Source organism: Streptomyces sp. NPDC015139, from assembly GCF_043079785.1.
Lineage (GTDB): Bacteria > Actinomycetota > Actinomycetes > Streptomycetales > Streptomycetaceae > Streptomyces > Streptomyces albidocamelliae.
On record NZ_JBIBUW010000003.1, the window covers coordinates 573092 to 595801 of the forward strand.

The following is a 22710-nucleotide window of genomic DNA, read 5'->3' on the forward strand; positions in this document are numbered from 1 at the left end:
CACGGTCGGAGGGTTTTCCCTGCGTGTACGGCGGTGGCGCGGGGTCGGTGCGGCCGCCACGCCCGCCGCGTCCGGCGTCCCCCGTCCCGGTCGCCCCTGCCGTCACCGGCCCCGCCGCCCCTGTCATGGCCAGAGCCGGAGTTTTCCACAGGTCGGGGGTGGGGTTGGCCATTTGCCGACGGCGTCTGGTTCGCTTGGGGCATGGCGATTCTCTGGCTGCTGATGGCGCTGCTCATGCTGGGCTTCGTCCTGCTCCCGGTCATGCGGCGCAGGCGCGGGGCGATCGGTCTGGTCCCCGCGGGGCACCCGGACGCCGCCGACCCGGCGAACTACGGCTTCGCGCGCCAGGAGGAGCTGGACGTGCGCATGCCCGGCCCGGACCAGGACCTGCTGGACGTCCTGGAGCTGGTGCAGCGCACCCGCGACTACCGGGCGGCCGCCCAGCTGCTGGCCGGCACCGAGGCCGCGGGCGAGCGGCGCTGGCAGCGGGTCCAGGCGTTCGCGGGCGCCGCCGCGCTGGAGCTGCAGCAGCGGCCCGGCGGGGTGCACGAGACGCCGGGCGGCCAGTGGCTGCGGGTGTGGCGGACCGAGCAGCCCAAGGACGCGGGCGGCGCGGCCGTCCACGCGGAGTTCCTGGTGCAGCAGGCCTGGCGCACGTCGACACCGGGTACGGACGACTTCCGGATCATCATGGAGGAGGCCCGGGACGCCTGCGCACAGGCGGCCCTGCTGGCCCCGGGCGACCCGGTGCCGTACCTCGTCGAGCTGTCCATCGCGCGCGGACTCGCCTACGCGCAGCCCGAGTTCGAGCAGCTGTGGCTGAAGATCCTGGACCGCGCGCCGCATCACATGGGCGCGCATCTCGCGGCGCTGCACTACTGGTGCGAGAAGTGGCACGGCTCGCGCGAGCAGGCGTACTCCTTCGCGGAGGCCGCGGCGGCCCGCGCCCCGCAGGGCTCGATGCTCGCCGCGCTGCCGCTGTTCGCGGTCTTCGAGCACCTCCCCGAGGTGAACCTGGTCGCGGGCTTCTACCAGAGCGAGGTCGTCACCAGGGCGGTGCACGGCGCGCTGCACGCGGTGCACGCCGCCCGGCCGGACGACCCGACGCTGGCGCACGTCCGGCACCTGCTGATCTTCTTCCTGGTCCGCGGCGAGCGCTGGGCGGAGGCCATGCACCAGCTGATACACGTCGACGGTCACGTCGGCGCGCTGCCCTGGACCCTGTCCGCCGACCCGGCCGCCGAGTTCGCCGTCTACCGTGCGCTGGCCGTCGCCGGTTACGAGGCCAACGGCGGCAGCCCGGCGACCCTGCCGGGCTGACCGACGGCCGCGCGGCCGGTGCTCGCCGTCGCGCGGGGTGTCCCGGGGGCGGTCGAAAATCAGTGGCCGCCCGAACCGGCCGGGCTCCACGCTGTACGCCATGGAACACCCCCAGCGCGAGATCCGTGCGGCCTACGCGGACTCCACGATCACCGTCTACCAGGCGTACTCCCCGGCGATCGGTCTGCCCGCCGTCCGCGAGGGCCGCTTTCCGGCCACGTGGAAGCGCGACCGGATGACGTGGATCAAGCCGTCGTTCCTGTGGATGATGTACCGCTGCGGCTGGGGTGCCAAGGAGGGGCAGGAGACCGTCCTCGCCGTCGAGATCCGCCGGGACGGTTTCGAGTGGGCGCTGCGCCACGCGTGTCTGGCCGGCTACGCAAGCGGTGTGCACCCGGACCGAGCCGCCTGGCAGCGCCAGTTGAAGCGTTCGCCCGCCCGCGTGCAGTGGGACCCCGAGCGGGACCTGCGTCTGCGCCCGCTGCCGTACCGGTCCCTGCAACTCGGCCTCTCCGGTGAGGCCGCACGGCGCTACGCGGACGAGTGGACGGTCGCCATACGCGACGTGACCCCGCTCGCCCGCGAGATCCACGCCCTCGTGGGCGCGGGCGACCCGGACTCCGCCGCGCGGCTGCTGCCCCGTGAGCGCCCCTACCCGGCCGGGGAGGAGCTTCTCGCCCACCTGCGCGAGTGACGGCCGGTCCCGCCGGCGGCCGGCTCCGGCCCGCGGGTCACGTCAGGGAGAGTCGCGGACGTGGCCCACGGGGAGGAACATCGGAGGCGGAGGCAAGGTGGTGGCTATGGGGACGCCGTCGATCCATTTCAGCGAGAGTCCCGAGGATCCGTTCGCCCTGGGGCGTGGCGCGTCGGCCGTGCTCGACGATCGGGGCACCGTGGTCGGCTGGAGCGCCCGTGCCCAGGACCTGCTCGGCTACCCGGCCAAGGAAGTGATCGGCCGGCCGTGGCGGGACCTCCTGGTCGACAGCCGTGATCTGCCGGTCGCGCGGTCCGCCGTCGTGGACGCCGTGAAGGCGGGGGGATGGTTCGGTGTCGTGCCCGTACGGCACCGTGACGGACGCCGGCTGGAGATGGGTTTCCGGGCCCGTACGGTCACCCGGGAGGGCGGCGGTCAGGAATGGCTCCTCGTCGGTGCTCCCGCCGCGGAGGTCATCGCCTGGCAGCGGGACCGCGCACTGCTGGACGGGCTGTACCGCCGGTCCCCGATCGGACTGGTCACCTACGACCCGGACAGGCGGGTCATCCGGGTCAACCGGGCGGTCGAGAAGGCGAGCGGGGTCCCGGCCGAGTTGCCGGTGGGCCACCGGCCCCGCGAGTTCATGGTCGACGAGGACGCGGGTCCGGCGGACGAACGGGTCCGGCACGTCCTGGAGACCGGCGAACCGCTGATCTTCACGGAGCAGTCCGCCCGGGCACGCCACGAGCCGGGCCGGGAACGGATCGTGTCCGTCTCGGCGTTCCGGATGGAGGACCCCTCGGGCCGGGTGCTCGGCGTCGCCGAGACCATCGAGGACGTCACCGACCGCCACCGGGCCCAGCGCAGGCTCGCCATGCTGAACGAGGCGAGCGCCCGGATCGGCACCTCCCTGGACGTGCGGCAGACCGCCCGGGAACTGGCCGACGTGGCCGTCCAGGGTCTGGCCGACTACTGCTCGGTGGACCTGCTCAAACCCGTGACGCTGGGGGACGAACCCAGTCCCGACGCGACGGGACCCCTGCTGCGGACCGCCCTCTCACCGACGGAACACCGCATCCCGTACCGGGAGGGCGACGTGGTGCCGCTGCTGCCGGAATCCGCGCAGGCACGCTGCCTGGCCGAGCGTCGCCCGATCCTCGAAAAGCTGCTGTCCCTCCGTCCCGAGTGGTACGCCATGGACCGGCGGCGGATCGAACTCGCCCTGGGGCTCGGTGTCCATTCGCTGATCGCGGTGCCCCTGATCGCGCGCGGCATCGTCCTGGGGGTGGTGAGCCTGTGGCGGTCGCGCAATTCGGAACCGTTCGAGGACGGCGACGCGGCGGTGGCCCAGGAGCTCACCTCGCGCGCTGCCGTCTGCATCGACAACGCGCGCCGCTTCACCCAGCAGCAGAACACCGCCCTGACGCTCCAGCGCAGTCTGCTGCCGAGCGCCCTGTCCGACCTGCCGGCCGTGGAGGTGGCCTGCCGCTACCTCCCGGCGAGCGGTGAACCGGGCCTGGGGGGCGACTGGTTCGACGTGATCCCGTTGTCGGGGGCCCGCGTGGCCCTGGTCGTCGGAGACGTCGTCGGTCACGGAATCCACGCCGCGGCCTCGATGGGCCGGCTGCGCGCCGCCGCGCGCACCCTGGCCAGCCTCGACCTGGAACCGGACGAGGTGGTGGCGCGGCTGGACGATCTGGTCAGTCTGCTGGCCGGCGAACTGGAGGCAAACGCCGACGACAACCCGTCGGCGATCGAGCAGGTGCTCGGGGCCACCTGCCTCTACGCCGTCTACGATCCCGTCTCCCAGCGCTGTTCCCTGGCGCGGGCCGGTCATCCGGCGCCGGTCGTGTCCACCCCGGCCGGCGAGGTGACCGTGCTGGACCTGCCCGCGGGGCCGCCGCTGGGCCTGGGCGGCCTGCCCTTCGAGACGTACGACCTGGACCTGCCCGAGGGCAGCCTGCTCACCCTCTACACCAACGGCCTCCTGGAGGCGGGCGTCGGCGACGTGGACACCGCGCTGGACCACCTGCGCACCTGTCTCGCCGCGACCACGGAATCCCTGGAGCACACCTGCCACGCCGTGGTCGAGGCGCTGCTGCCCAAGGGCCATCTCCCGACCGACGACGTCGCGTTGCTCATCGCCCGTACCCGGGTGCTGCCGCCGCAGAACGTCGCCTCGTGGGAGCTGCCGCTCGAGGCCACCTCGGCCGCCCGCGCCAGGGAGCTGACCACGGCGCAGCTCGACGAATGGGGGCTGGCCGAACTGGCCTTCACCACCGAGCTGGTCGCGAGCGAACTGGTCACCAACACCTACCGGTACGCGGCCGGCCCGGTCACCCTGCGCCTCATCCGCACGGACACCCTGATCTGCGAGGTGTCCGACACCAGCCACACGTCCCCGCACCTGCGCCGGGCCCTCAGCACGGACGAGGGCGGGCGCGGCCTCTTCCTGGTCGCCCAGCTCACGGAGCGCTGGGGCACCCGCTACACGCACGACGGCAAGACGGTCTGGACGGAGCAGCCGCTGCCGGCCGTCTGACGGCCCGTACGGTCCGCCGGCGCGGGTTCAGCGGCGCACGGGTGCCTCGATGGCGAGGAGGCGGTCGCGCAGGACGGGGAGTTCGGAGCGGATTCGGGAGACTTCCGCCATGTCGAGGTCCACGGTCACCGTCTGCTCGGCGGTGCCGGCCTCGCCCAGGACGGTCCCCCACGGGTCGATGACCATGCTGTGTCCGGCCTGCCGCATGTCGCCGTGGGTGCCCGTCGCGCAGCAGGCCAGGAGGAAGACCTGTTCCTCCAGGGCCCTGGTGCGGGTCAGGAGTTGCCAGTGGCCGAGGCGGGCGGCGGGCCAGGCGGCGGGCACCACGACCAGCTCGGCGCCCGCGTCGAGCAGCCCGCGGAAGAGTTCGGGGAAGCGGAGGTCGTAGCAGATGGCGAGGCCGGTCACGCCGAACTCGGTGGGGACGGTGACGATGTCGTCGCCGCCGCCCATCAGAGTCGCCTCGCCGGTGTCGAAGCCGTACCGGTGGATCTTGCGATAGCGGCCATGCAGTTCGCCGGCCCGGTCGAAGAGCAGCGCGGTGTTGTACAGGGTCCCCTCGCCGTCCCGTTCGACGATCGATCCGGCGTGGAGCCACACCCCGGCCCGACGCGCCGCGGCCGACATGGCCTCGGCCGTGGGGCCGTCGACCCCTTCGGCGTCGTGCTCCCAGCGGTCGTACGACCAGGCGCCGGCCGCCCACAGCTCCGGCAGGACCACGAGGTCGTCGCCCGCCCGGCCGCGCACCAGCGAAGCCGCCCTGAGCCGGCGTTCCCCGGCGGAGTCCGACGCGTCCACGGACAGCTGGATCAGCGAAGCACGCATGCCTGTCACCTCCTGGACGAACGCGCGCGACGGCGCGGTGAGCGGGGCTACCCGCCGGGCGGTGGCACCGCACGCAGCACCTCCGCCAGGACCTCCTCGCGGCCCCCGGACGCGTCGACGGTAACGCCCGGCTCGTCGGCCTGGAGTGGATCGAGGATCGCGTACTGCGAGTCGAGCAACTGCGGTGGCATGAAGTGTCCCCGGCGGCGGGCGATCCGTTCCCCGGCGACCGCCCGGTCCAGCGCGAGGTGGATGAACCACAGGTCCGCCCCCGTACGCCGGAACCGGTCCCGGTACGCGCGTCTGAGCGCGGAACACGTGGCGACACCCCCGCGCCCCCGGGCGGCCGTCGTCCGGATCCACTCGGTGAAGGCGGCCAGCCAGGGCTCACGATCGGCTTCGTCGAGCGGGTGCCCGGCCGCCATCTTGGCGCGGTTCGCCGCTGGGTGCAGGTCGTCACCGTCCACGTACGGCACGGCGAGCCGTTGCGCGAGCCACGCTCCGACCGTGGACTTGCCGGACGCCGACACGCCCATCACGATCACCACGCGTGAACCGTCGGCCCTGGTCAACGGGCCTCCCTGAAGGGACGGTGGAAGACTGGTCCATGTCCACTATCGCCCGTCGCCGCAGGACGTGCCGTATGAGCCGACCCTTCCCGGGGAGCCTCCCGGTCGCACCGGTCACTCCTGCCGGCCGGAAGTCCTGCCGGGAGCACGAACGGGAGCACGAACGGGAGCGCGGCCGGACGCGGGACCGGAAGCACCACCGATGACCTCCGCCGGAACGCCGGACCAGGCGCGGCTCCTGCTGCCGTTCACGCCCGCCGACCTGGGCGGTCTCCCCCCGGCCTGGCCCACGCTGGTGTGGGACGGCACCGGCGGGGCCCCAGGCGGCCGGGACCTGACCGCGGTCGAGTTCTTCGTCATGCCGTACACGTTCACCGGCGCCGCGCTCCCCCTGCTGCCGGCCCTGCCGCACCTGCGCGTCCTGCAGTCCCTGAGCGCGGGCGTCGACGACGTGCTGCCCCACCTGCCCGCCGGGGTCACGCTGTGCAACGCCGCGGGTGTCCACTCGGCGAGCACGGCCGAGCACGCGGTGACGCTGACGCTCGCCTCGCTGCGGGGGATCCCCGCCTTCGTCCGCTCCCAGGACGCGGGCCGCTGGACCTCCGGCTTCCGCCCCGCGCTGGCCGACCGCACGGTTCTGCTCATCGGCCACGGCTCCATCGGCTCCGCCGTCGAGGCCCGTCTGACGGCGTTCGAGTGCGACGTGCTGCGCGTGGCCGGCACCGCCCGGGAGCTGCCCCAGGGGCCGGTGCACTCCATGGACGCGCTGCCGTCCCTCCTCCCGCGGGCCGACGTGGTGGTGCTGACCGTGCCGCTCACAGACACGACCCGGGGGCTGGTCGACGCCCGGTTCCTGGCGCGCATGAAGGACGGTGCCCTCCTGGTCAACGTGGCCCGTGGCGCGGTGGTGGACACCACCGCGCTGGTCGGCGCCCTGCGCACGGGGCGGTTGAGCGCGGCACTCGATGTGACGGACCCCGAGCCGCTGCCGCCGGAGCATCCCCTGTGGACGACTCCGCACACCCTGATCAGCCCGCACGCGGCCGCCACCACCTCCGCGTACCGGCCCCGTGCGCTGGCCCTGGTCCGCGCCCAGCTCGCCCGGTACACGGCCGGAGAGCCCCTGGCCAACGTGGTGGTGGCGCAGGGGCACGGCACGGGCACCGGCCGGTGAGCGGTGTGCCCGTCAGTCGCCCGGGGCGGGAAGGACCTGGATCGTGTCGCCGACGGCGCGTTCGCCGGCCGCGTCCGAGGGGTGGTTGGCGAGGGTGCCGTCCACGGCCATCGTGGTGGAGCCGCCGCCGTCCAGGTTCAGTGCCTGCACGGCGCCGAGCGAGCGCATGAAGGCGGCGGCCTCGTACAGCGTGAAGCCCTCGCTGCCGTCGGTCTGCCGGCCGTCGACCGTGGCCAGGATCAGCCGGCCCTTCCCGTCGACGCCCGCCATGGTGCGCGGCTGGCGGACGTTGGCCCAGGCGTAGCCGAAGGACAGGTCGCGCGGGTCGACGACGCCCTCGGCGGCCGCGTCGATGTCGATGCGGCCGTCCCGCACCAGGGTGGGGGCGGCGCTGACGATCGAGTCGCCGCCGTCGAGCCGGACGCGCCGGCCGTCGGTGTCGCGGACGACCTCCTCGACGCGGACACGGGTGCCGGGCCGGGCCTCGGCTGCCAGCCAGTCGCCGGCGTCCCCGATGCCTTGCAGGACCCGCCCGCCCGCCGGTACCCGGCCGCCGCGCGCACCGGTCGACACCACCCGGCCGGACCCGTCCAGCACGGCCTGGGCACCGGGCCCGGTGGGCAGGTCGGTGCCGAACGCGGGGGTGAACCCGACCAGGTCGTCGGTCATCCGGCAGGTGACGTCCTGCCAGGGCAGATGGCTGGGTGCGGCGCCCGGACGGCCGCAGTCCCGCAGGGTTCCCGGCAGCCGGTTGACGCCCTGGACGCGGTACGAGGACTTCCCCGCCCGGGCGGTGACGGTGGTCGTCAGATCGGCCACCCGGGCCTGCCGGCCGCCGTCGCCGAGGATCAGCGCGGCACGGGAACCGGCCGCCAGCGACTCCAGCCGGCCGTCGTAGGCGCCCAGTCCGGAGATGGTGCCGGGCACGCCGTCGGCGTCCGAGATCACGAAGAAGCCGCCGTTGACCGCGACCAGCGAGTTCAGCCGGGCGGCGACCGACGACGTCGTCTCGCGCCGCGCGACCCTGCCGTCGTGGGTGCCCACGACGGTGCCCTCGAAGACACGCGGGTCGATCACCGCGACGTGGACGTTCTCCCGGTCGGCCGGTTCCTGGACGTCGTACCCGGTCCAGGTGACGGAGGTGTGGAAGCCGGCCGAGGTGACCGCCGTCGCCGCGGTCCGCGCGGCGGCCTGGGTGCCGTACGACCCGACGCGCACCCGGTAGCCCATCGTCCCGCGCGGTGTGTCCGCGTAGCGGGGCCACTGGACGTTCTCCACCCGCGGCTCGAATCCCGCCGCGCGCAGCTTCCGTGCCGTGGCGTCGGCCCAGCCGCCGGTGCCGACCTCGGCCCAGGTCGCGGCGCCCGTCAGCCGGCTGACGGCCGGGGACTGGACGGCGACCGTCCAGGTGTGCACCGCCTCGGCGTGCCGGACGGTCGCCGTGCGCACCTGCACACCGGGCGCGGCCGTCCGGGCGGACCAGTGGGTGACGGCCCGGGGTGCGGCGGACTCGCCGGCCCCGGCCTGCGCCGTGGCCGGGGCCAGGAAGGGACCGACGACGGAGAGAACGGCAGCGACGCCGAGGCCCGCACGCGCACGGGTGGTGGCTCGCGGGCGTCTGCCGAGGGCACTGTGGCTCATGGCTTCCTCACGGCTCGGAACGGTGACGGCCGGCGGGGCGGAGCCTCACGGCCGCGTACACGCCCCAGTGGAGACAACGGCCACGACGCCTGACGCTCTATCACGTGAAGAGCAGGAAAGGGAGCGGCAAACAACCCGCGTTCAATTCGGGCGACGGGATCGTCCTGATCCCGTACATTCGCCCCTCGCGTCATGCGGAAGGGGAGGACACGAGGTGAGCAGCGTTGCGTTTCTGATCGGCGGTGGCTGGGACCGCGCCGAGGTGTACGCGCCGTTCCTGCGGGCCGCCGGGGGTGACGGGCCGCCGCGGGTCGGCTGCCTGGTCCTCGACGAGGGGGACGGGGCCGCGCAGTTCGAGCGCTGGGCGACGGCGCTGCGCGAGGCGGGGCCGTGCACGCCCGTGCCGCTGCTCGTGCCACTCGGCGGGCGCTTCGAACCGGAGGCCGCCCTCGCCGGGATCGACGGGCTGCTGGTGTGCGGGGGACTCACGCCCGCTTATCAGGACGCCCTGGCGGGCTGTCTGGAGCGGCTGCCGGAACTGCTCGCCGCGCGGGGTGTGCCGTACGCCGGGTTCTCCGCGGGCGCCGCACTCGCCGCCCGGCGGGCCGTGGTCGGCGGATGGCTGGTGGACGGGGTGCCGGTGTGCCCGGAGGAGACCGGGGAGGACCTGGCGGAGGTCGAGGTGCGCGCGGGGCTCGGGCTGGTGCCGTTCGCGGTGGACGTCCACGCGGCCCAGTGGGGGACGCTCGCGCGGCTGGTCGCCGCGGTCGGGCGGGGCGAGGTGCCGTACGGCGTCGCCGTGGACGAGAACACCCTGCTCACGGTGACGGCCGGCGAGGCCCGTGTCTCGGGCACCGGCCGCGTCCACGTCGTCCGCCCCACCGCCGACGGCGACGCCCTGGTCCGGTCCCACCGCGCCGGGGACGGCTTCCCCGTCGCCTAGGCGGCACCGAAGCGCCCGGAAGGGGCGCGGGGAACTGCGCGAGAAACCCCCACGCCCCCGCGCCCCACGGAACGGATCCGCACCGTAACCTCCGCCCGACCGACGGAGTCAGATCGTCGCGGTGTCGATCACGAACCGGTACCGGACGTCGCTCGCCGCCACCCGCTCGTACGCCTCGTTGATCTCCCCGGCGCCGATCAGCTCGATCTCCGCGCCCAGGCCGTGCTCGGCGCAGAAGTCCAGCATCTCCTGGGTCTCGGCGATGCCGCCGATGCCGGAGGTGCTGATGCTGCGGCGGTGGCCGAGCAGGGACTGCAGGACGATCTGCACCGGCTCCTCCGGGAGGCCGACGTTCACCATGGTGCCGTCCGTGCGCAGCAGGGACAGGTACGCGGCGAAGTCGAGCGGGGCCGAGACGGTGTTGAGGATGATGTCGAAGGTGCCCGCCAGCTTCTCGAAGGTGTCCGGGTCGCCGGTGGCGTAGTAGTGGTCGGCGCCCAGCCGGAGGCCGTCGTCCTGCTTGCGCAGGGACTGCGAGAGCACGGTGACCTCGGCGCCCAGCGCGTGCGCGATCTTGACGCCCATGTGCCCGAGACCGCCCAGGCCGACGACGGCAACCTTCTTGCCGGGGCCGGCGTTCCAGTGCTTCAGCGGGGAGTACGTGGTGATGCCCGCGCACAGCAGCGGCGCGGCCACGTCCAGCGACAGTCCTTCGGGGATGCGGACGACGTAGTTCTCGTCGACGACGATCTTCTGCGAGTAGCCGCCGTAGGTGGGCTCGCCGTCCTTGCCGGTGTCGTTGTACGTCCAGGTGGGGCCGCCGCCCAGGCAGTACTGCTCCAGGCCGGCGCGGCAGTTGTCGCACTCGCGGCAGGAGTCGACCATGCAGCCGACGCCCACCCGGTCACCGACGGCGTACCGCGTGACACCGGGGCCGACCTCGCGGACCACACCGGCGATCTCGTGGCCGGGGACCATCGGGAAGGTGCCGGGACGCCAGCCGTCCTGGGCCTGGTGGATGTCGGAGTGGCAGATGCCGGAGAACTTGATGTCGATCAGGACGTCGTGGTCGCCGACCGCGCGCCGTTCGATGGTGGTGCGCTCCAGCGGGGCCTTCGGGGCGGGCGCGGCGTACGCAGCAACAGTGGTCATGCCGGAACTCTCCTAGCAGGGGTTTCGTACCGGGCCGGCTGCCACCGGCACCGCTCCAGCCTGCCTCAGGTCCCCGGGCCCACCCAGTCCACACCTTTGCGTACGACCGCTGTGCCTACCACTGGCGGGGTCAGGTTCCTGTGCGTACGACCGTGAATACTGGACGTATGGAACGCAGGGACGAACAGCCGCGGACGGCGGCCGCCGTCGGCCGGCCCCTGGACCGGCGGGCCGAGCTGAGCGAGTTCCTGCGCAGCAGGCGGGCCCGGCTCAAGCCGGAGGACGTGGGACTGCCCGACTTCGGACGGCACCGCCGGGTGCCGGGGCTGCGTCGCGAGGAGCTGGCGCAGCTGGCCGGGGTGTCGGTGGCGTACTACACGCGCCTGGAGCAGGGCAACGGACGGAACGTCTCGGCGGAGGTGCTGGACTCCATCGCGCGCGCCCTGCGGCTGACGGACGCCGAGCACGCCCACCTCACCCACCTGGCCAGGCCGAAGTCGCACAAGAAGAAGCCGGCAGCGCGGCAGCAGCAGGTGCGTGCGGCGCTGTGCCGGCTGCTGGACACGATGGACGGCGTACCGGCGTACATCGTGGGCCGCCGCTCGGAGATACTCGCCTGGACCCGGATGGCGGCGGCCCTGTTCGGTGACTGGGCGGAGCTCCCGGCGGCCGAGCGCAACTGGGCGCGTCTGGTGTTCCTGCGTCCCGAGTACCGGGAGCTGTTCGTCGACTGGGAGCAGAAGGCGATCGACGTCGTGTGCGGGCTGCGGATGAACGCGGGCTGCTACCCGGACGATCCGCGGCTGTCGGCGCTGGTCGGCGAGCTCTCGGTGAAGAGCGAGGAGTTCCGCCTGCTGTGGGCCACCCATGACGTCAAGGAGAAGAGCCACGGGGTCAAGCGGCTGCGCCATCCGCTGGTGGGCGAGCTCTCCCTGAACTTCGAGTCGTTCCGGCTGCCGGACGACACGGACCAGTCCCTGGTGACGTACCACGCGGAACCGGGCTCCGGCTCCGCCGAGTCCCTGCGTCTGCTGGCGAGCTGGGGTGCGGACGCGGCCCGGGCGGCGGCGGGCTGACACGCGAGGAGGGGCACACCGCGGGATCGCTCCCGGGTGTGCCCCTCGTCATGAGGCGCTACGGCCTTCCGGCCGCCGCGGCCCGCCTACTTGCCGAAGTAGGCGTCGTGGATCGTGATCAGCGACGTGTTGCCCTTCTTGTCGGTGATCTTGGCGCGGAAGGAGACGGACTTGCCCTTCGCGGGGTTCTTGACGGTGATCTTGCCGCTGCGGACGTCGGTCTTCGTCCAGTTTCTGCCGTCGTAGGAGACGTAGACGGCGAGGGACTTCAGGTTGCCGCCCGCGGCCGAACCCTCGACGGTGACCGGGAAGGTGACCTTCTTGCCCGCGGCGACCCGACTGTCCAGTCCGGTGCTCGCGCCGAAGTGCAGGGCGGAGGCGGGGAGCTGGACGAAGTCGGACGACGGCTTCTTGGAGCGGAAGGTCCAGGTCGCGTCGATCCGGGAGGACGCCTCCGAGACCTTGGCCGAGCGCTTGACCGTGGTGGTCAGCTTGTAGGCCGCGTCACCGGCGGGGACCTTGAAGGTCTTGTCGCCGAACAGCGGGTCGTCGTTGGAGCCGACCTTGGTGCCGTTGCGGTACAGGGTGGTGTTCACCGAGGTGAACGCCGAGGCGCCGGCGTGCTTGCCCGAGTCGGCGAACAGCGGCAGCGATCCGAAGATGTCGTTGCCGTCGCGGTACAGACCGAAGTTCTTCGAGACGTGCGGGCCGAAGACCGCGGTGTTGACCGTCTTCGTGTAGGTCTGACCGGCCTTGAAGGTGAACTGGCCGAGCGTGTAGGAGGAGTCGGAGAGCGGGAAGCCGTCCGGGTCGATGCCGCCGTCCTGCTCGAACTCCAGCTGCCAGGTCACGCCGCCCTTGGCGGACAGGTGCAGGGTGCGGGTGCCGGGCAGCTTCTGGGCGATGCCGACGGAGGACGCACCGGAGCTGTCGGGCAGCCAGCCGACGGCGCTGATCGAGCCGGTCTTGCCGCTCGCGGCGGCACCGAGCCGGGCCTTGACCGTGGCGAGCTCGCTCGCCTTGTAGTGCTTGGTGAAGCCGGTGGCGAGCTGCTTGACCTGTCCGCCGGAGGTGACGTCGTACTCCTCGCTCGCGCCCTTCGTCCAGTGGCCGTCCCACTGCTGGGAGAGCGAACCGGCGGGCAGCGAGCCGCCGAGGTGGGCGGTGCGGAAGTTCTTGTACGAGTCGAGGAACCAGCCGTAGCCGTAGGAGCCGTTGCCGATGGTGACGTCGTAGGCGGGCGAGGCGAACACGGACTTGGCGCCCGAGGCGGGAACGGTGATGTCCACCGGCTTGGCCTTGCGCGCGTCGATCGTGATCGTCTGCTTCTTGGAGACGGTCAGCTTGGGCTGGGCGATCCAGTCGATGCCCTTGGTTCCGTCCTGCGGATCCACATAGGTGGCGGTGTTGAGGATGTACGTGCCCTTCGGCGCGCGCACCTTCACCGTGCCGGACGGGTCGTACGGGTTCAGCCACTGGCCGTTCGCCAGACCGGCCACGCCGCTGAGGTCGGCGTCGTAGTACGGGGCGGGCTTGCCGTCACGGCCGATGAACTTCAGCGTGACGTCGTAGGACTCCACCTCGCGCTGGACCGCGGCCGCGGTGCGGACGGTCTGGCCGCCGCCGGTCGCCGTGACGTACGCGGAGTAGGCGCCGTCGACGGTACCGCCGAGCTTGGTGTTGGCCGTGAAGCCGACCGAGGCCTTGCCGTGCGCCGGGACGGTCACACTGGTGGCGGCCAGCTTGAAGAAGCCCGACGGGGCGGTGGCGCCCTTGGGGTTGGTGGCGGTGGAGGTCAGCTTGAGCGTGACGTCCTTGGCGCCGAGGTTGCGGTAGGTCAGCTTCCTGGTGACCGGCTTGTCGTCGGTGTGCGGCCACTGCTGCACACCGAAGCCGACCGAGACCGGGTCGGCGACGACCGACTGCTTGATGGCCTTGTCGACGGCGATGCGGCCCGAACCCTGCTGGAACGGCGTGTACTTGCCGCCCTTGGCGGAGCCGGTCAGAGCGCCCTTCAGCTCGGCGTAGCTCCAGTCGGGGTGCTGCTGCTTCAGGATCGCGGCGGCGCCCGCGACGTGCGGGGTGGCCATCGAGGTGCCGGAGATGGTCAGGTAGCCCTCGGGCTTCTCACCGACCTCCTCGTCGATGACGCTGCCCTTGGCCGCGGCGGCGGTGATGTCCACGCCGGGCGCGGTGACGTCCGGCTTGATGGCGCCGTCGCCGGTGCGCGGGCCGGTGGAGGAGAAGTCCGCCAGCTTGTCCTTCTTGTCGACGGCGCCGACGGTGAGCGCGGCGTCCGCGCTGCCCGGCGAACCGATCGACTGGGGGCCGTCGTTGCCCGCGGCGATCGCGAACAGGACGCCCTTCTCGGCGGAGAGCTTGTTGACCTCCGCCTCGAGCGGGTCGATCTCGGGGGTGTCGTAGCCGCCGAGGCTCAGGTTGATGACGGAGGCGCCCTGCGAGACGGCCCACTCCATGCCGGCGAGGATGCCGGAGTCGTCACCGGAGCCGGTGTCGTCCAGGACCTTGCCGTTGAGGATCTTGGCGTCGGGGGCGACACCCTTGTACTTGCCGCCCGACTTGGCGCCGGTGCCCGCCACGATGGAGGCGACGTGCGTGCCGTGCCCGAAGTGGTCGGTGGCGTCGGCGGCCGGGGTGAAGTTCTTGGACTCGATCACCTGGTCCTTGAGGTCCGGGTGACGGGTGTCCACGCCCGTGTCGAGGACGGCGACCTTCACGCCCTTGCCGGTGTAGCCGGCCTTCCAGGCGGTCGGTGCGCCGATCTGCGGCACGGACTTGTCGAGGGACGCCTTGCGGACGCCGTCGAGCCACACGTGCGCGATGCCGGAGGCGGTCCTGTTGCCGTTGGTGACCGCGTCCCAGAGGTCGGCGGTGTCCTTGACCGGGGCCTGCACGGCGTCCGCGTTGAGCGCCTTCAGGCTGCGGCGCACGTGGCCGGCGTCCCGGACGTCGGCCTTGGCGGCCGCGGCGGCGCCGCTGTAGCCGACGATGACCTTCAGGCCGTTCTTCTGGGCCTTGCGGGTGGCGGCCTTGTTCAGTTCGGTGACGTCGAACAGGCGCTGGTCCAGCTTGCCGGAGGCGACCAGACGGGCCGCGTCGGCGGGGATGACGAGGGTGTGTCCGTCGGCCCTGCGGACCTGGAAGGGTATGTGCTCGCGTCCCGCGGCCCGCTCCAGGCCGACGACACGGCCCTTGGCGTCGAGGGCGATGCGGTCACCGGTGATGAGGGTGACGTGGTGCTTGGCGGTGAGTGCGGAGGCAGCGGCCGGGACGTGTGCGGGCTTCGCCGACGCCGGGCTGGTCATTCCCGCTGCGAGGGCGACGGCTGCGGCCGTGGCCACGGTGGCAGCAGCAGCTCTTTTCACTTGTCTGCGCAAGTTCTCCCCCTGGAGAGGTGGTTCCGGGCGAATTCCCCGTTCACCCGGCCGGGGGAAGTTTCGTACGTATGCACGTCACCCCCCGGTGACCGAAGTATGCCGGGGGGTGATCACGCCGCTCAATAGATGAGAGGACGGTGAGAAAGCGCGACCGGAAACTGTTACGCGGTGGCCAGGACTCCGTTACACAACCGCGAAGTCCCGGACGGGTGCTTGGTGTTATAGAGGAACCGTGTCGTACGCCGTCACGCGCCGGCGTTCTCCTGCACCGTGATCCTTCCCTTGCGCAGGGTGACCAGGCGCGGGGCCTTCTTCGCGATCGCGGAGTCGTGGGTGACCATGACGAAGGTCAACCCGTGCTCCTTCCACAGGCGTTCGAGGACGTCCATGATCTCGTCCCGCATGCCCTCGTCGAGGTTGCCGGTCGGCTCGTCGGCGAGCAGCACCTTGGGCTTCTTGACCACGGCCCGGGCGATGGCGACCCGTTGCTGCTGGCCGCCGGACATCTCGCCGGGGAGATGGGAGAGGCGTTCGCCGAGGCCGACGGACTGCAGTGCCTCGGCGGCGAGTTCGCGGCGTTCCCTGACCTTGATGCCGAGGGGAACGAGGGCCGTCTCGACGTTCTCCTGGGCGGTCAGCGTCGGGATGAGGTTGAAGGACTGGAAGACGAAGCCGATGTTCTCGCTGCGGACCCTCGTCAGACGGGCCTCGGAGAGCCTGGACAGGTCCGTCCCGTCCAGCACGACCTCACCGGAGGTGGGGCGGTCCAGGCCGCCGAGCATCTGCAGCAGGGTGGACTTGCCGCCGCCGGTGGGGCCCTGGATGACGAGCCGGTCGCCGTCGCCGATGGTGAGGTCGATGCCGTCGAGGGCGTGGACGGTGGCCTTGCCGCGCGCGTAGCGCTTGGTCACGTTCTTGAGTTCGTACATGGTGGCTCCTGGTGAGGGTTCGGGGGTGGGGCGTCTCGCCGGTTACTCGACCCGCCGCAGCGCGTCCGCCGGACGGAGCCGGGAGGCCCGCCACCCGCCGAACGCGCCGGCGACGAGTCCGCCCGCCACCGCGAGGCCCACCGCGAGGACGATCGTCGTCAGGCTCACCGGTGCGGTGAGAGCCACCTCCAGGGTCTTCGCCGCCTGACGGCCCGGCCCGCCGAAGCCGCCGCCACCGGGGCCGCCGAGGCCGCCACCACTCCCGCCGCCCGTGCCGCCGGCCAGCTGGGCCTGGAGCGTGGGGCTGACGGCCGTGACGGCGTAGGCGCCCGCGAGGCCGAGCGCGATGCCGAGGGCGCCGCCGACCAGGCCGTTGACGACGGCCTCGCCGACCACCTGCCGGGTCACCCGGCCCGACTTCCAGCCGAGGGCCTTGAGGGTGCCGAACTCGCGCACCCGGCGGGAGACCGCCGAGGAGGTGAGCAGGCCCGCGACCAGGAACGCGGCCACGAGCACCGCGATGGACAGCCACGTGCCGACCTTGGTGGCCAGGGACGAGGCGGTGGAGAGGGAGCCCGAGACGGTCTTGGCGAGGTCGGAGGAGGTGGTGACCGTCGTGCCCGAGACGTTCTTCCGGATGGCGCCCTTGACCGTGTCGATCTGCTGCGAGTCGGCCGCCTTGACGTAGATCGTGGTGACCTTGTTCTTCTGGCCCGCGAGGGTCTGCGCCCGCTGGAGCGGTATGTAGAGGTTGGCCGCCGAGTCGCCGCTCGTCGCGGTGGCGATGCCGATCACCTTGAACTCGGTGCCCTTGACGGTGACCGTGGAACCGACCTTGTACTTCTTCTCCTTGGCGTACGCCGAGTCGGCCACGGCCACCTTGGCGTTCGTCTCGTCGGACGTGAAGGTACGGCCGCTGCTGATCTTCGAGGAGGTCAGCGGGCCGAGGGCGGTCCTGGTGACGTCCGTGCCGAAGACCGTGTACTGGTTGATGTCGAAGTCGGCCCCGCCGCCGCGCACTTCACCCTGCGGCTGGCCGCCCCCGCCCCCGGGACCGCCCTGCCGGTCACCGCCGTCGCCGTTCTGCTGGAACTGGCCGCGGGTGAACTGGCCGCTGACCTTCACGACGTTGAGGCTCAGCCCGCCCACCGCGCTCGACACGCCCTTCTGCCCGGCCACTTCGGTGACCGTCGAGGAGGCCAGCGTGGTGAAGCCCTGGACCACGACCCGGTCGCTGCTCTGCTTCGAGTCGTCGTCGCCGTCGTTCCGCGCGTCGAACTGGAACCGCGGGCGCTGCGAGCTGCCGGCCGTCGGCGTCGCCGCCTTGGTGACCGTCATGTCCGTACCCAGGCCGTACAGCGACTGGAGGACCTTGTCCTGGGCCTTCCCCATGCCGTTGGACACGGAGTTGACCACGATGACCAGGGCGATGCCCAGCGCGAGCCCGGAGGCGACGACGAGGGCCGCCTTTCTGCGGCGGCGCAGTTCGCGCCTCAGGTAGGTGAAGAACATGGCCGAAAGCTAGGGACGGCCCGTGATGACACCATAAGGCCCGCATAAAAGAAGCATGAGAAGGCGGTGCCCGCGCCCCGGCGGGGCTGTGCCCGGGCCCGGAAAACACCGATGCCGCCCCGGGGGGCGGCATCGGCGGATGTGGGGGGGGCGGTGTCAGACCGCCGAACCGGCCTTCCACTGCGCCCAGTCCATGTTCCAGCCGTTGAGGCCGTTGTCCGGGGAGACGGTCTTGTCGCCGGTGTGCCGGATGACCACCACGTCACCGATCAGGGAGTGGTCGTAGACCCACGCGGCGGGCGTGCTGGAGTCCTTCGCGCCCTTGGTGTCGGACAGGCCGACGCAGCCGTGGCTGGTGTTGACGCTGCCGAAGATGGACTTCGCGCCCCAGTAGTTGCCGTGCAGGAAGGTGCCGGAGTTGGTCAGCCGGATGGCGTGCGGCACGTCCTTGATGTCGTACTCGCCCTTGCCGTCGTCGTCGGTGAAGCCCACGGTCGCGCCGTTCATGCGCGTCTGCTTGAACTTCTCGGACATCACCATGATGCCCGCGTACGTCTTGTTCTCCGGCGAACCGGCGGAGATCGGGATGGTCTTGACGACCTTTCCGTCCTGCGTGACCTTCATCTGCTTGGTCTGCGCGTCGACGTAGGACACCTGGTTGCGGCCTATGTGGAAGGTGACCGTCTTCTGCTGCACGCCGTAGACGCCGTTCGCGCCCTGGACGCCGTCGAGGTCGAGCTTCAGCGTGACGGTGGAGTTCTCCTTCCAGTACGTCTCCGGACGGAAGTCGAGGCGGTTGGCGTTGAACCAGTGCCCCACGACCTCCTGACCGCTGCTGGAGGAGACCGTGACACCCTTCTGGACGGCGGCCTTGTTGGTGATGGCCTTGTCGAAGTTGATCGACACCGGCATGCCCACGCCGACGGTGGTCCCGTTGTCCGGCGTGAAGTTGCCTATGAAGCTGTTGGCGGGCGAGACCGTGGTGAAGGACGCGTTCTCGTGCGCGACCCGGCCCTCGGAGTCCTTGGCCTCCGCGGCCAGCTTGTAGGTGGTCGAGCGCTGCAGCTGGACGCTCGGCTTCCAGCTCTTCTTGTCGGCGGACAGCGCGCCGGAGACGGGCTTGCCGTCCTCGGTGGTCATGGACACATCGGTGAGGGTGCCCTTGGCGACCTTGACGCCGGCCGAGTTGTTGATGGAGGCGTTGTTCGAGCCGTCCTTGGGCGTGATGGTGATCTGGGCCTCGGACGACTTCTTGGCCGCCGCCTCGTCGGCCTTCGCCTGCGAGGTGTCACCGCCGTCGGACGCCTTGGCATCACCGCCGCCGGAACAGCCCGTCAGCACGAGCACACCACCGAGCAGTGCGGACGCGACCGTCAGGCCCTTGCGCCGCTTACTGTCCGTCATCACACGCTTCTCCATCGTTGCCGAAACCGCAAAAACCCCGAGCCCCCGTGAGAACCCTCAAGGCTACGGACGCTTCGTCCCGTTTCACACAGATCGCGCGTGTGTGACGTACCACGTCCGCCGCGGCGGGGTGGTGCGGAAGTCGTCCGTGCGCCCCCTGAGACGACAGAACCCCGGACGGCGGTTGCCGTCCGGGGTCACGGGTGCCCCGGGACGTTCAGCCGATGCCGTCCTCGTCGTCGTCCTCCCCATCATCCCCGTCCAGGTCCCAGTCCGACGAGTCAGGGTCGAACTCGATCCGTTCGCTGGACCACGAGGCCTGCTGGAGTTCCACTCCGGGCACTTCACTGACCAGGTCGAACGGGTCCACGAGGTAGGCGAGGGCCTCCGCGGTGTCTTCCGTCACAGCGCTCTCGGCCTGGGCCCGTTCCCCGGGCGGCAGTTCCGGATCGGCGGCCAGCCTGCGCAGTGCGGCCTTGGAGATCTCGTCCTCGTCCTGCACCTCGAGGACCAGATCCACACGAAGCCGTACAAAACGTGATGTCTCTTCAGCGCTCATGCCGCGAGCGTACGACCGAAACCTCCTGTGACTTTCCCGTGACCCGCGACTTTCACTAACATCGCCCCACCCGGCCAATTCACCAGCGTCACAAGGGGATCGATATTCCGTGTCATCCGCTCGCCGTCCGCTGCTGACCGCCACCGCCGCGGGCACCCTGCTCTGCGCGCTGTGGTTCGTCCCGTCCGCGAACGCGTCGCAGGACTCCTCGGCGAGAGGGGCGACGACGCAGTCCGTCACGGACTATGCCGCGATCCCGGTCACCCAGCAGGCCAGGGCGGTCTCCGCCGCGAGTACCGGCAGCGGGCAGGAGACCCAGGAGACGGCGGACGGCACCGAACTCGCCGACACGGGAAGCCCGGACACCACGCCGTACGTCGTCGGCGGGACCCTCTTCCTCTCCGTGGGCGCCGGATTCGTCGTCTATTCGGTGCGCCGCGAACGCCTGGGCTTTTAATCTCCCTTGACGAACCTTTGACAGTGCACACATAGTGCGCGCATGAAGAGATCATCGGGCGTGCGACTGTGCGCCACGGCGGCTGTGGGGGCACTGTCGCTCGCCCTTGTCACGGGCTGTTCCGACGAGGGGTCGAAGGATGCCGGCGGTACGGACGGCAAACCGGCCGCGAGGGCCTTGGGCACCGCGGAGTTGAAGAAGCTGATCGTCGCCGGGGGCGAGGTTCCCGGCTACAAGGTCGGGGCCGTTCCGGCCACCCGCGCGAAGCCGATCACCACGGACAGCGTCGAGTGCCGTCCGCTGGCGCGCGTGCTGTCCGGGCTCCCGCCGGCCGAGGCGGCGGCGCAGACGGACCGTCTCGCCACGCAGGACCTGAAGAAGGACCCCACGGACGACGCGACGTCCCTGGACGACATGGCCGACGGCAAGTTCGAGGACGCCATCAAGAAGTCCATGGACCTGGACGTCACCACGGTCAACCTGTCCTCGTACGACGGGGACGGCGCCGCGAAGGCCCTCGCGTCGGTCTCCGCCGCGGTGCGGGCCTGCGCGGGCGGCTTCGACGGCAAGCAGTCGGGCACCGGGATGAAGTTCACCAAGGTCGCGGAGTCCAAGGCCGCCGCCGCGGGCGACGAGTCGGTGGCGTTCGAGGCGATCAGCGAGATGGACGGGGACTCGGCGCCGGTCTACGGCGAGGTCGTCCGGCACGGGAACACCCTGGCGTCGTACTACACGGTGAACATCGGCGCGATGATGGCCAAGAAGGCGTACTCGGTGTCGCCCGAGGTCGTCAAGGCGCAGTCGGCCAAGCTGAAGTGACGCCCTGACGCGGAAGTGACGCTTTGACAGCAGAGGGGCCCCGCCGGACGGCGGGCCCCTCACGCGTTCCGCGGTCCTACTGAAGCGGTCCGGTGACCGTCTCCACGGCCGCCACGAGCCCGCCGCCGCGCACGAACGCGTCGGCCGCGGCCAGGTCGGGCGCCAGGAAGCGGTCGGGGCCGGGGCCCTCGACACCGGCGGCCCGGACGGCCGCGATGGCGGCCTGCGAGGCGGGCGCCGGGGTGAGGCCCTCGCGCAGCTCGACGGCGCGGGTGGCCGCGTACAGCTCGACGGCGATGATCCGGGCCAGGTTGCCGACGGCGGTGCGCAGCTTGCGCGCGGCCGACCAGCCCATGGACACGTGGTCCTCCTGCATGGCGGAGGACGGGATGGAGTCCGCGGAGGCCGGTACGGCGAGCCGCTTCATCTCGCTGACCAGCGCGGCCTGCGTGTACTGGGCGATCATCAGGCCGGAGTCGACGCCGGCGTCGTCCGCGAGGAACGGCGGCAGGCCGTGGCTGCGGTTCTTGTCGAGGAGCCGGTCGGTGCGGCGCTCGGCGATGGAGCCGAGGTCGGCGGCGGCGATGGCGACGAAGTCCAGGACGTAGGCCACGGGGGCGCCGTGGAAGTTGCCGTTGGACTCCACCCGTCCGTCGGGCAGCACCACGGGGTTGTCGACGGCGGAGGCGAGCTCGCGCTCGGCGACCAGCCGGGCGTACGCCAGGGTGTCCCGTCCGGCGCCGGCGACCTGCGGGGCGCAGCGCACCGAGTAGGCGTCCTGGACGCGCGGCGCGTCGTCCTGGTGGTGCCCGGTGAGGCCGGAGCCCTTGAGCACGGCCAGCATGTTGGCGGCGGAGGCGCCCTGCCCGGGGTGCGGGCGGATGGCGTGCAGCTCGGGGGCGAGCACCCTGTCCGTGCCGAGCAGCGCCTCCATGCTGAGGGCGGCGGTGACGTCGGCGGACTTGTACAGCATGTCCAGGTCGGCGAGGGCCATGATCAGCATGCCGAGCATGCCGTCGGTGCCGTTGAGGAGGGCCAGGCCCTCCTTCTCGCGCAGCTCGACGGGCTGGATGCCGTGCTCGGCGAGCAGCTCGCCGGCGGGCCGTACGACGCCGTCGGGGCCCTCGGCGTCACCCTCGCCCATGAGCGTGAGGGCGCAGTGGGACAGCGGGGCCAGGTCGCCGGAGCAGCCGAGGGAGCCGTACTCGTGGACGACCGGGGTGATCCCGGCGTTCAGCACGTCGGCCATGGTCTGCGCGACCTCGGGCCGGACGCCGGTGTGGCCGGAGCAGACCGTCTTGAGCCGGAGGAACATCAGGGCGCGTACGACCTCGCGCTCCACCCGCGGCCCCATGCCGGCGGCGTGCGAGCGGACGATGTTGCGCTGCAGCTGGGCGCGCAGTTCCTGGCTGATGTGCCGGGTCGCCAGGGCTCCGAAGCCGGTGGAGACGCCGTAGACCGGCTCCGGCTTGGCCGCCAGGGCGTCCACGATCTCCCGGGCCGCCGCGAGGGCCGCCACCGCCTCCGCCGACAGCTCGATGCGGGCACCGCCGCGCGCCACGGCGAGAACGTCGGACGCCGTGACACCGGACGTCCCCACCACCACAGTGTGCATATCCATATTCAGGAGCGTACGCATTGAATGCGGCGATGTCACTAGTGGAGTACGGGGGTGACCCTTACCGTTCGGTGTGGG

At 71.7% G+C, this 22710-nt stretch carries 18 protein-coding genes; 8 read left to right on the forward strand and 10 right to left on the reverse strand.

What is annotated here, in order from left to right; all coding sequences use genetic code 11:
• Positions 1 to 201 precede the first annotated feature (201 nt).
• The 3 genes from ACF08B_RS11355 to ACF08B_RS11365 all read left to right on the forward strand — a co-directional run bounded on the left by ACF08B_RS11355 (position 202) and on the right by ACF08B_RS11365 (position 4556).
• Positions 202 to 1320, forward strand: a complete 1119-nt coding sequence (locus ACF08B_RS11355) for a hypothetical protein (protein WP_392317106.1) — start codon at positions 202 to 204, stop codon at positions 1318 to 1320.
• 100 nt (positions 1321 to 1420) lie between these two features.
• Complete coding sequence (locus tag ACF08B_RS11360) at positions 1421 to 2014, forward strand: DUF4291 domain-containing protein (protein WP_392317107.1); 594 nt, start codon at positions 1421 to 1423, stop codon at positions 2012 to 2014.
• A 106-nt stretch (positions 2015 to 2120) separates the two neighbouring features.
• Complete coding sequence (locus ACF08B_RS11365; RefSeq protein ID WP_392317108.1) at positions 2121 to 4556, forward strand: SpoIIE family protein phosphatase; 2436 nt, start codon at positions 2121 to 2123, stop codon at positions 4554 to 4556.
• 27 nt (positions 4557 to 4583) lie between these two features.
• Here ACF08B_RS11365 and ACF08B_RS11370 read toward each other — a convergent pair whose 3' ends face one another.
• Positions 4584 to 5381, reverse strand: coding sequence for a carbon-nitrogen family hydrolase (locus tag ACF08B_RS11370; RefSeq protein ID WP_392317109.1), 798 nt, complete (start codon positions 5379 to 5381; stop codon positions 4584 to 4586).
• A 47-nt stretch (positions 5382 to 5428) separates the two neighbouring features.
• Entirely contained in the window at positions 5429 to 5953 is a 525-nt protein-coding gene (locus ACF08B_RS11375) for a gluconokinase (RefSeq protein WP_392317110.1), read from the reverse strand.
• Positions 5954 to 6152: 199 nt separating this feature from the next.
• Between ACF08B_RS11375 and ACF08B_RS11380 the strand changes: the two genes are divergently transcribed.
• The gene (locus tag ACF08B_RS11380; RefSeq protein ID WP_392317111.1) at positions 6153 to 7124 is read left to right on the forward strand and encodes a 2-hydroxyacid dehydrogenase; all 972 of its coding nucleotides are present in this window, start codon (positions 6153 to 6155) and stop codon (positions 7122 to 7124) included.
• Between the two features lie 12 nt (positions 7125 to 7136).
• On the opposite strand, the gene ACF08B_RS11385 is transcribed toward ACF08B_RS11380, so the two are convergent.
• Positions 7137 to 8765 (reverse strand): phosphodiester glycosidase family protein, encoded by a 1629-nt coding sequence (locus ACF08B_RS11385; RefSeq protein WP_392317112.1) that lies wholly within the window; start codon positions 8763 to 8765, stop codon positions 7137 to 7139.
• 214 nt (positions 8766 to 8979) lie between these two features.
• Here ACF08B_RS11385 and ACF08B_RS11390 point away from each other — a divergent pair, with 214 nt between their 5' ends.
• Positions 8980 to 9708 carry a hypothetical protein gene (locus ACF08B_RS11390; RefSeq protein WP_392317113.1) on the forward strand — a complete coding sequence of 243 codons (729 nt, stop codon included), beginning with the start codon at positions 8980 to 8982 and terminating at the stop codon, positions 9706 to 9708.
• A 108-nt stretch (positions 9709 to 9816) separates the two neighbouring features.
• On the opposite strand, the gene ACF08B_RS11395 is transcribed toward ACF08B_RS11390, so the two are convergent.
• Positions 9817 to 10860, reverse strand: coding sequence for an NAD(P)-dependent alcohol dehydrogenase (locus ACF08B_RS11395; protein WP_392317114.1), 1044 nt, complete (start codon positions 10858 to 10860; stop codon positions 9817 to 9819).
• A 167-nt stretch (positions 10861 to 11027) separates the two neighbouring features.
• Between ACF08B_RS11395 and ACF08B_RS11400 the strand changes: the two genes are divergently transcribed.
• Positions 11028 to 11936, forward strand: coding sequence for a helix-turn-helix domain-containing protein (locus ACF08B_RS11400; protein WP_392317115.1), 909 nt, complete (start codon positions 11028 to 11030; stop codon positions 11934 to 11936).
• A gap of 86 nt (positions 11937 to 12022) precedes the next feature.
• Here ACF08B_RS11400 and ACF08B_RS11405 read toward each other — a convergent pair whose 3' ends face one another.
• From ACF08B_RS11405 to ACF08B_RS11425, 5 genes are all read right to left on the reverse strand, one after another.
• Entirely contained in the window at positions 12023 to 15262 is a 3240-nt protein-coding gene (locus tag ACF08B_RS11405) for a S8 family serine peptidase (protein ID WP_392317292.1), read from the reverse strand.
• Between the two features lie 317 nt (positions 15263 to 15579).
• Complete coding sequence (locus ACF08B_RS11410; protein ID WP_392317116.1) at positions 15580 to 16263, reverse strand: ABC transporter ATP-binding protein; 684 nt, start codon at positions 16261 to 16263, stop codon at positions 15580 to 15582.
• A 42-nt stretch (positions 16264 to 16305) separates the two neighbouring features.
• Positions 16306 to 17775, reverse strand: a complete 1470-nt coding sequence (locus ACF08B_RS11415) for an ABC transporter permease (RefSeq protein ID WP_392317117.1) — start codon at positions 17773 to 17775, stop codon at positions 16306 to 16308.
• Between the two features lie 156 nt (positions 17776 to 17931).
• Entirely contained in the window at positions 17932 to 19179 is a 1248-nt protein-coding gene (locus ACF08B_RS11420) for an Ig-like domain-containing protein (protein ID WP_256340179.1), read from the reverse strand.
• 217 nt (positions 19180 to 19396) lie between these two features.
• Positions 19397 to 19738 (reverse strand): hypothetical protein, encoded by a 342-nt coding sequence (locus ACF08B_RS11425; protein ID WP_392317118.1) that lies wholly within the window; start codon positions 19736 to 19738, stop codon positions 19397 to 19399.
• Between the two features lie 109 nt (positions 19739 to 19847).
• On the opposite strand from ACF08B_RS11425, the gene ACF08B_RS11430 reads away from it, so the two are divergent.
• Together ACF08B_RS11430 and ACF08B_RS11435 are read left to right on the forward strand one after the other, a co-directional pair.
• Positions 19848 to 20195 carry a hypothetical protein gene (locus ACF08B_RS11430; RefSeq protein ID WP_093475191.1) on the forward strand — a complete coding sequence of 116 codons (348 nt, stop codon included), beginning with the start codon at positions 19848 to 19850 and terminating at the stop codon, positions 20193 to 20195.
• A 42-nt stretch (positions 20196 to 20237) separates the two neighbouring features.
• Positions 20238 to 21014 (forward strand): hypothetical protein, encoded by a 777-nt coding sequence (locus ACF08B_RS11435; RefSeq protein ID WP_392317119.1) that lies wholly within the window; start codon positions 20238 to 20240, stop codon positions 21012 to 21014.
• A 76-nt stretch (positions 21015 to 21090) separates the two neighbouring features.
• Here the strand turns inward: ACF08B_RS11435 and hutH are convergent, their stop codons facing one another.
• Positions 21091 to 22629 carry a histidine ammonia-lyase gene (gene hutH, locus ACF08B_RS11440; protein WP_392317293.1) on the reverse strand — a complete coding sequence of 513 codons (1539 nt, stop codon included), beginning with the start codon at positions 22627 to 22629 and terminating at the stop codon, positions 21091 to 21093.
• Positions 22630 to 22710 lie beyond the last annotated feature (81 nt).

Coding starts and splice junctions, on each gene's coding strand:
- ACF08B_RS11380 (WP_392317111.1), top strand. CDS start 6,153: ATGACCTCCGCCGGAACGCCGGACCAGGCGCGGCTCCTGCTGCCGTTC.
- hutH (WP_392317293.1), bottom strand. CDS start 22,629: ATGCACACTGTGGTGGTGGGGACGTCCGGTGTCACGGCGTCCGACGTT.
- ACF08B_RS11370 (WP_392317109.1), bottom strand. CDS start 5,381: ATGCGTGCTTCGCTGATCCAGCTGTCCGTGGACGCGTCGGACTCCGCC.
- ACF08B_RS11360 (WP_392317107.1), top strand. CDS start 1,421: ATGGAACACCCCCAGCGCGAGATCCGTGCGGCCTACGCGGACTCCACG.
- ACF08B_RS11410 (WP_392317116.1), bottom strand. CDS start 16,263: ATGTACGAACTCAAGAACGTGACCAAGCGCTACGCGCGCGGCAAGGCC.
- ACF08B_RS11365 (WP_392317108.1), top strand. CDS start 2,121: ATGGGGACGCCGTCGATCCATTTCAGCGAGAGTCCCGAGGATCCGTTC.
- ACF08B_RS11435 (WP_392317119.1), top strand. CDS start 20,238: ATGAAGAGATCATCGGGCGTGCGACTGTGCGCCACGGCGGCTGTGGGG.
- ACF08B_RS11420 (WP_256340179.1), bottom strand. CDS start 19,179: ATGACGGACAGTAAGCGGCGCAAGGGCCTGACGGTCGCGTCCGCACTG.
- ACF08B_RS11425 (WP_392317118.1), bottom strand. CDS start 19,738: ATGAGCGCTGAAGAGACATCACGTTTTGTACGGCTTCGTGTGGATCTG.
- ACF08B_RS11415 (WP_392317117.1), bottom strand. CDS start 17,775: ATGTTCTTCACCTACCTGAGGCGCGAACTGCGCCGCCGCAGAAAGGCG.
- ACF08B_RS11355 (WP_392317106.1), top strand. CDS start 202: ATGGCGATTCTCTGGCTGCTGATGGCGCTGCTCATGCTGGGCTTCGTC.
- ACF08B_RS11395 (WP_392317114.1), bottom strand. CDS start 10,860: ATGACCACTGTTGCTGCGTACGCCGCGCCCGCCCCGAAGGCCCCGCTG.
- ACF08B_RS11385 (WP_392317112.1), bottom strand. CDS start 8,765: ATGAGCCACAGTGCCCTCGGCAGACGCCCGCGAGCCACCACCCGTGCG.
- ACF08B_RS11405 (WP_392317292.1), bottom strand. CDS start 15,262: ATGACCAGCCCGGCGTCGGCGAAGCCCGCACACGTCCCGGCCGCTGCC.
- ACF08B_RS11400 (WP_392317115.1), top strand. CDS start 11,028: ATGGAACGCAGGGACGAACAGCCGCGGACGGCGGCCGCCGTCGGCCGG.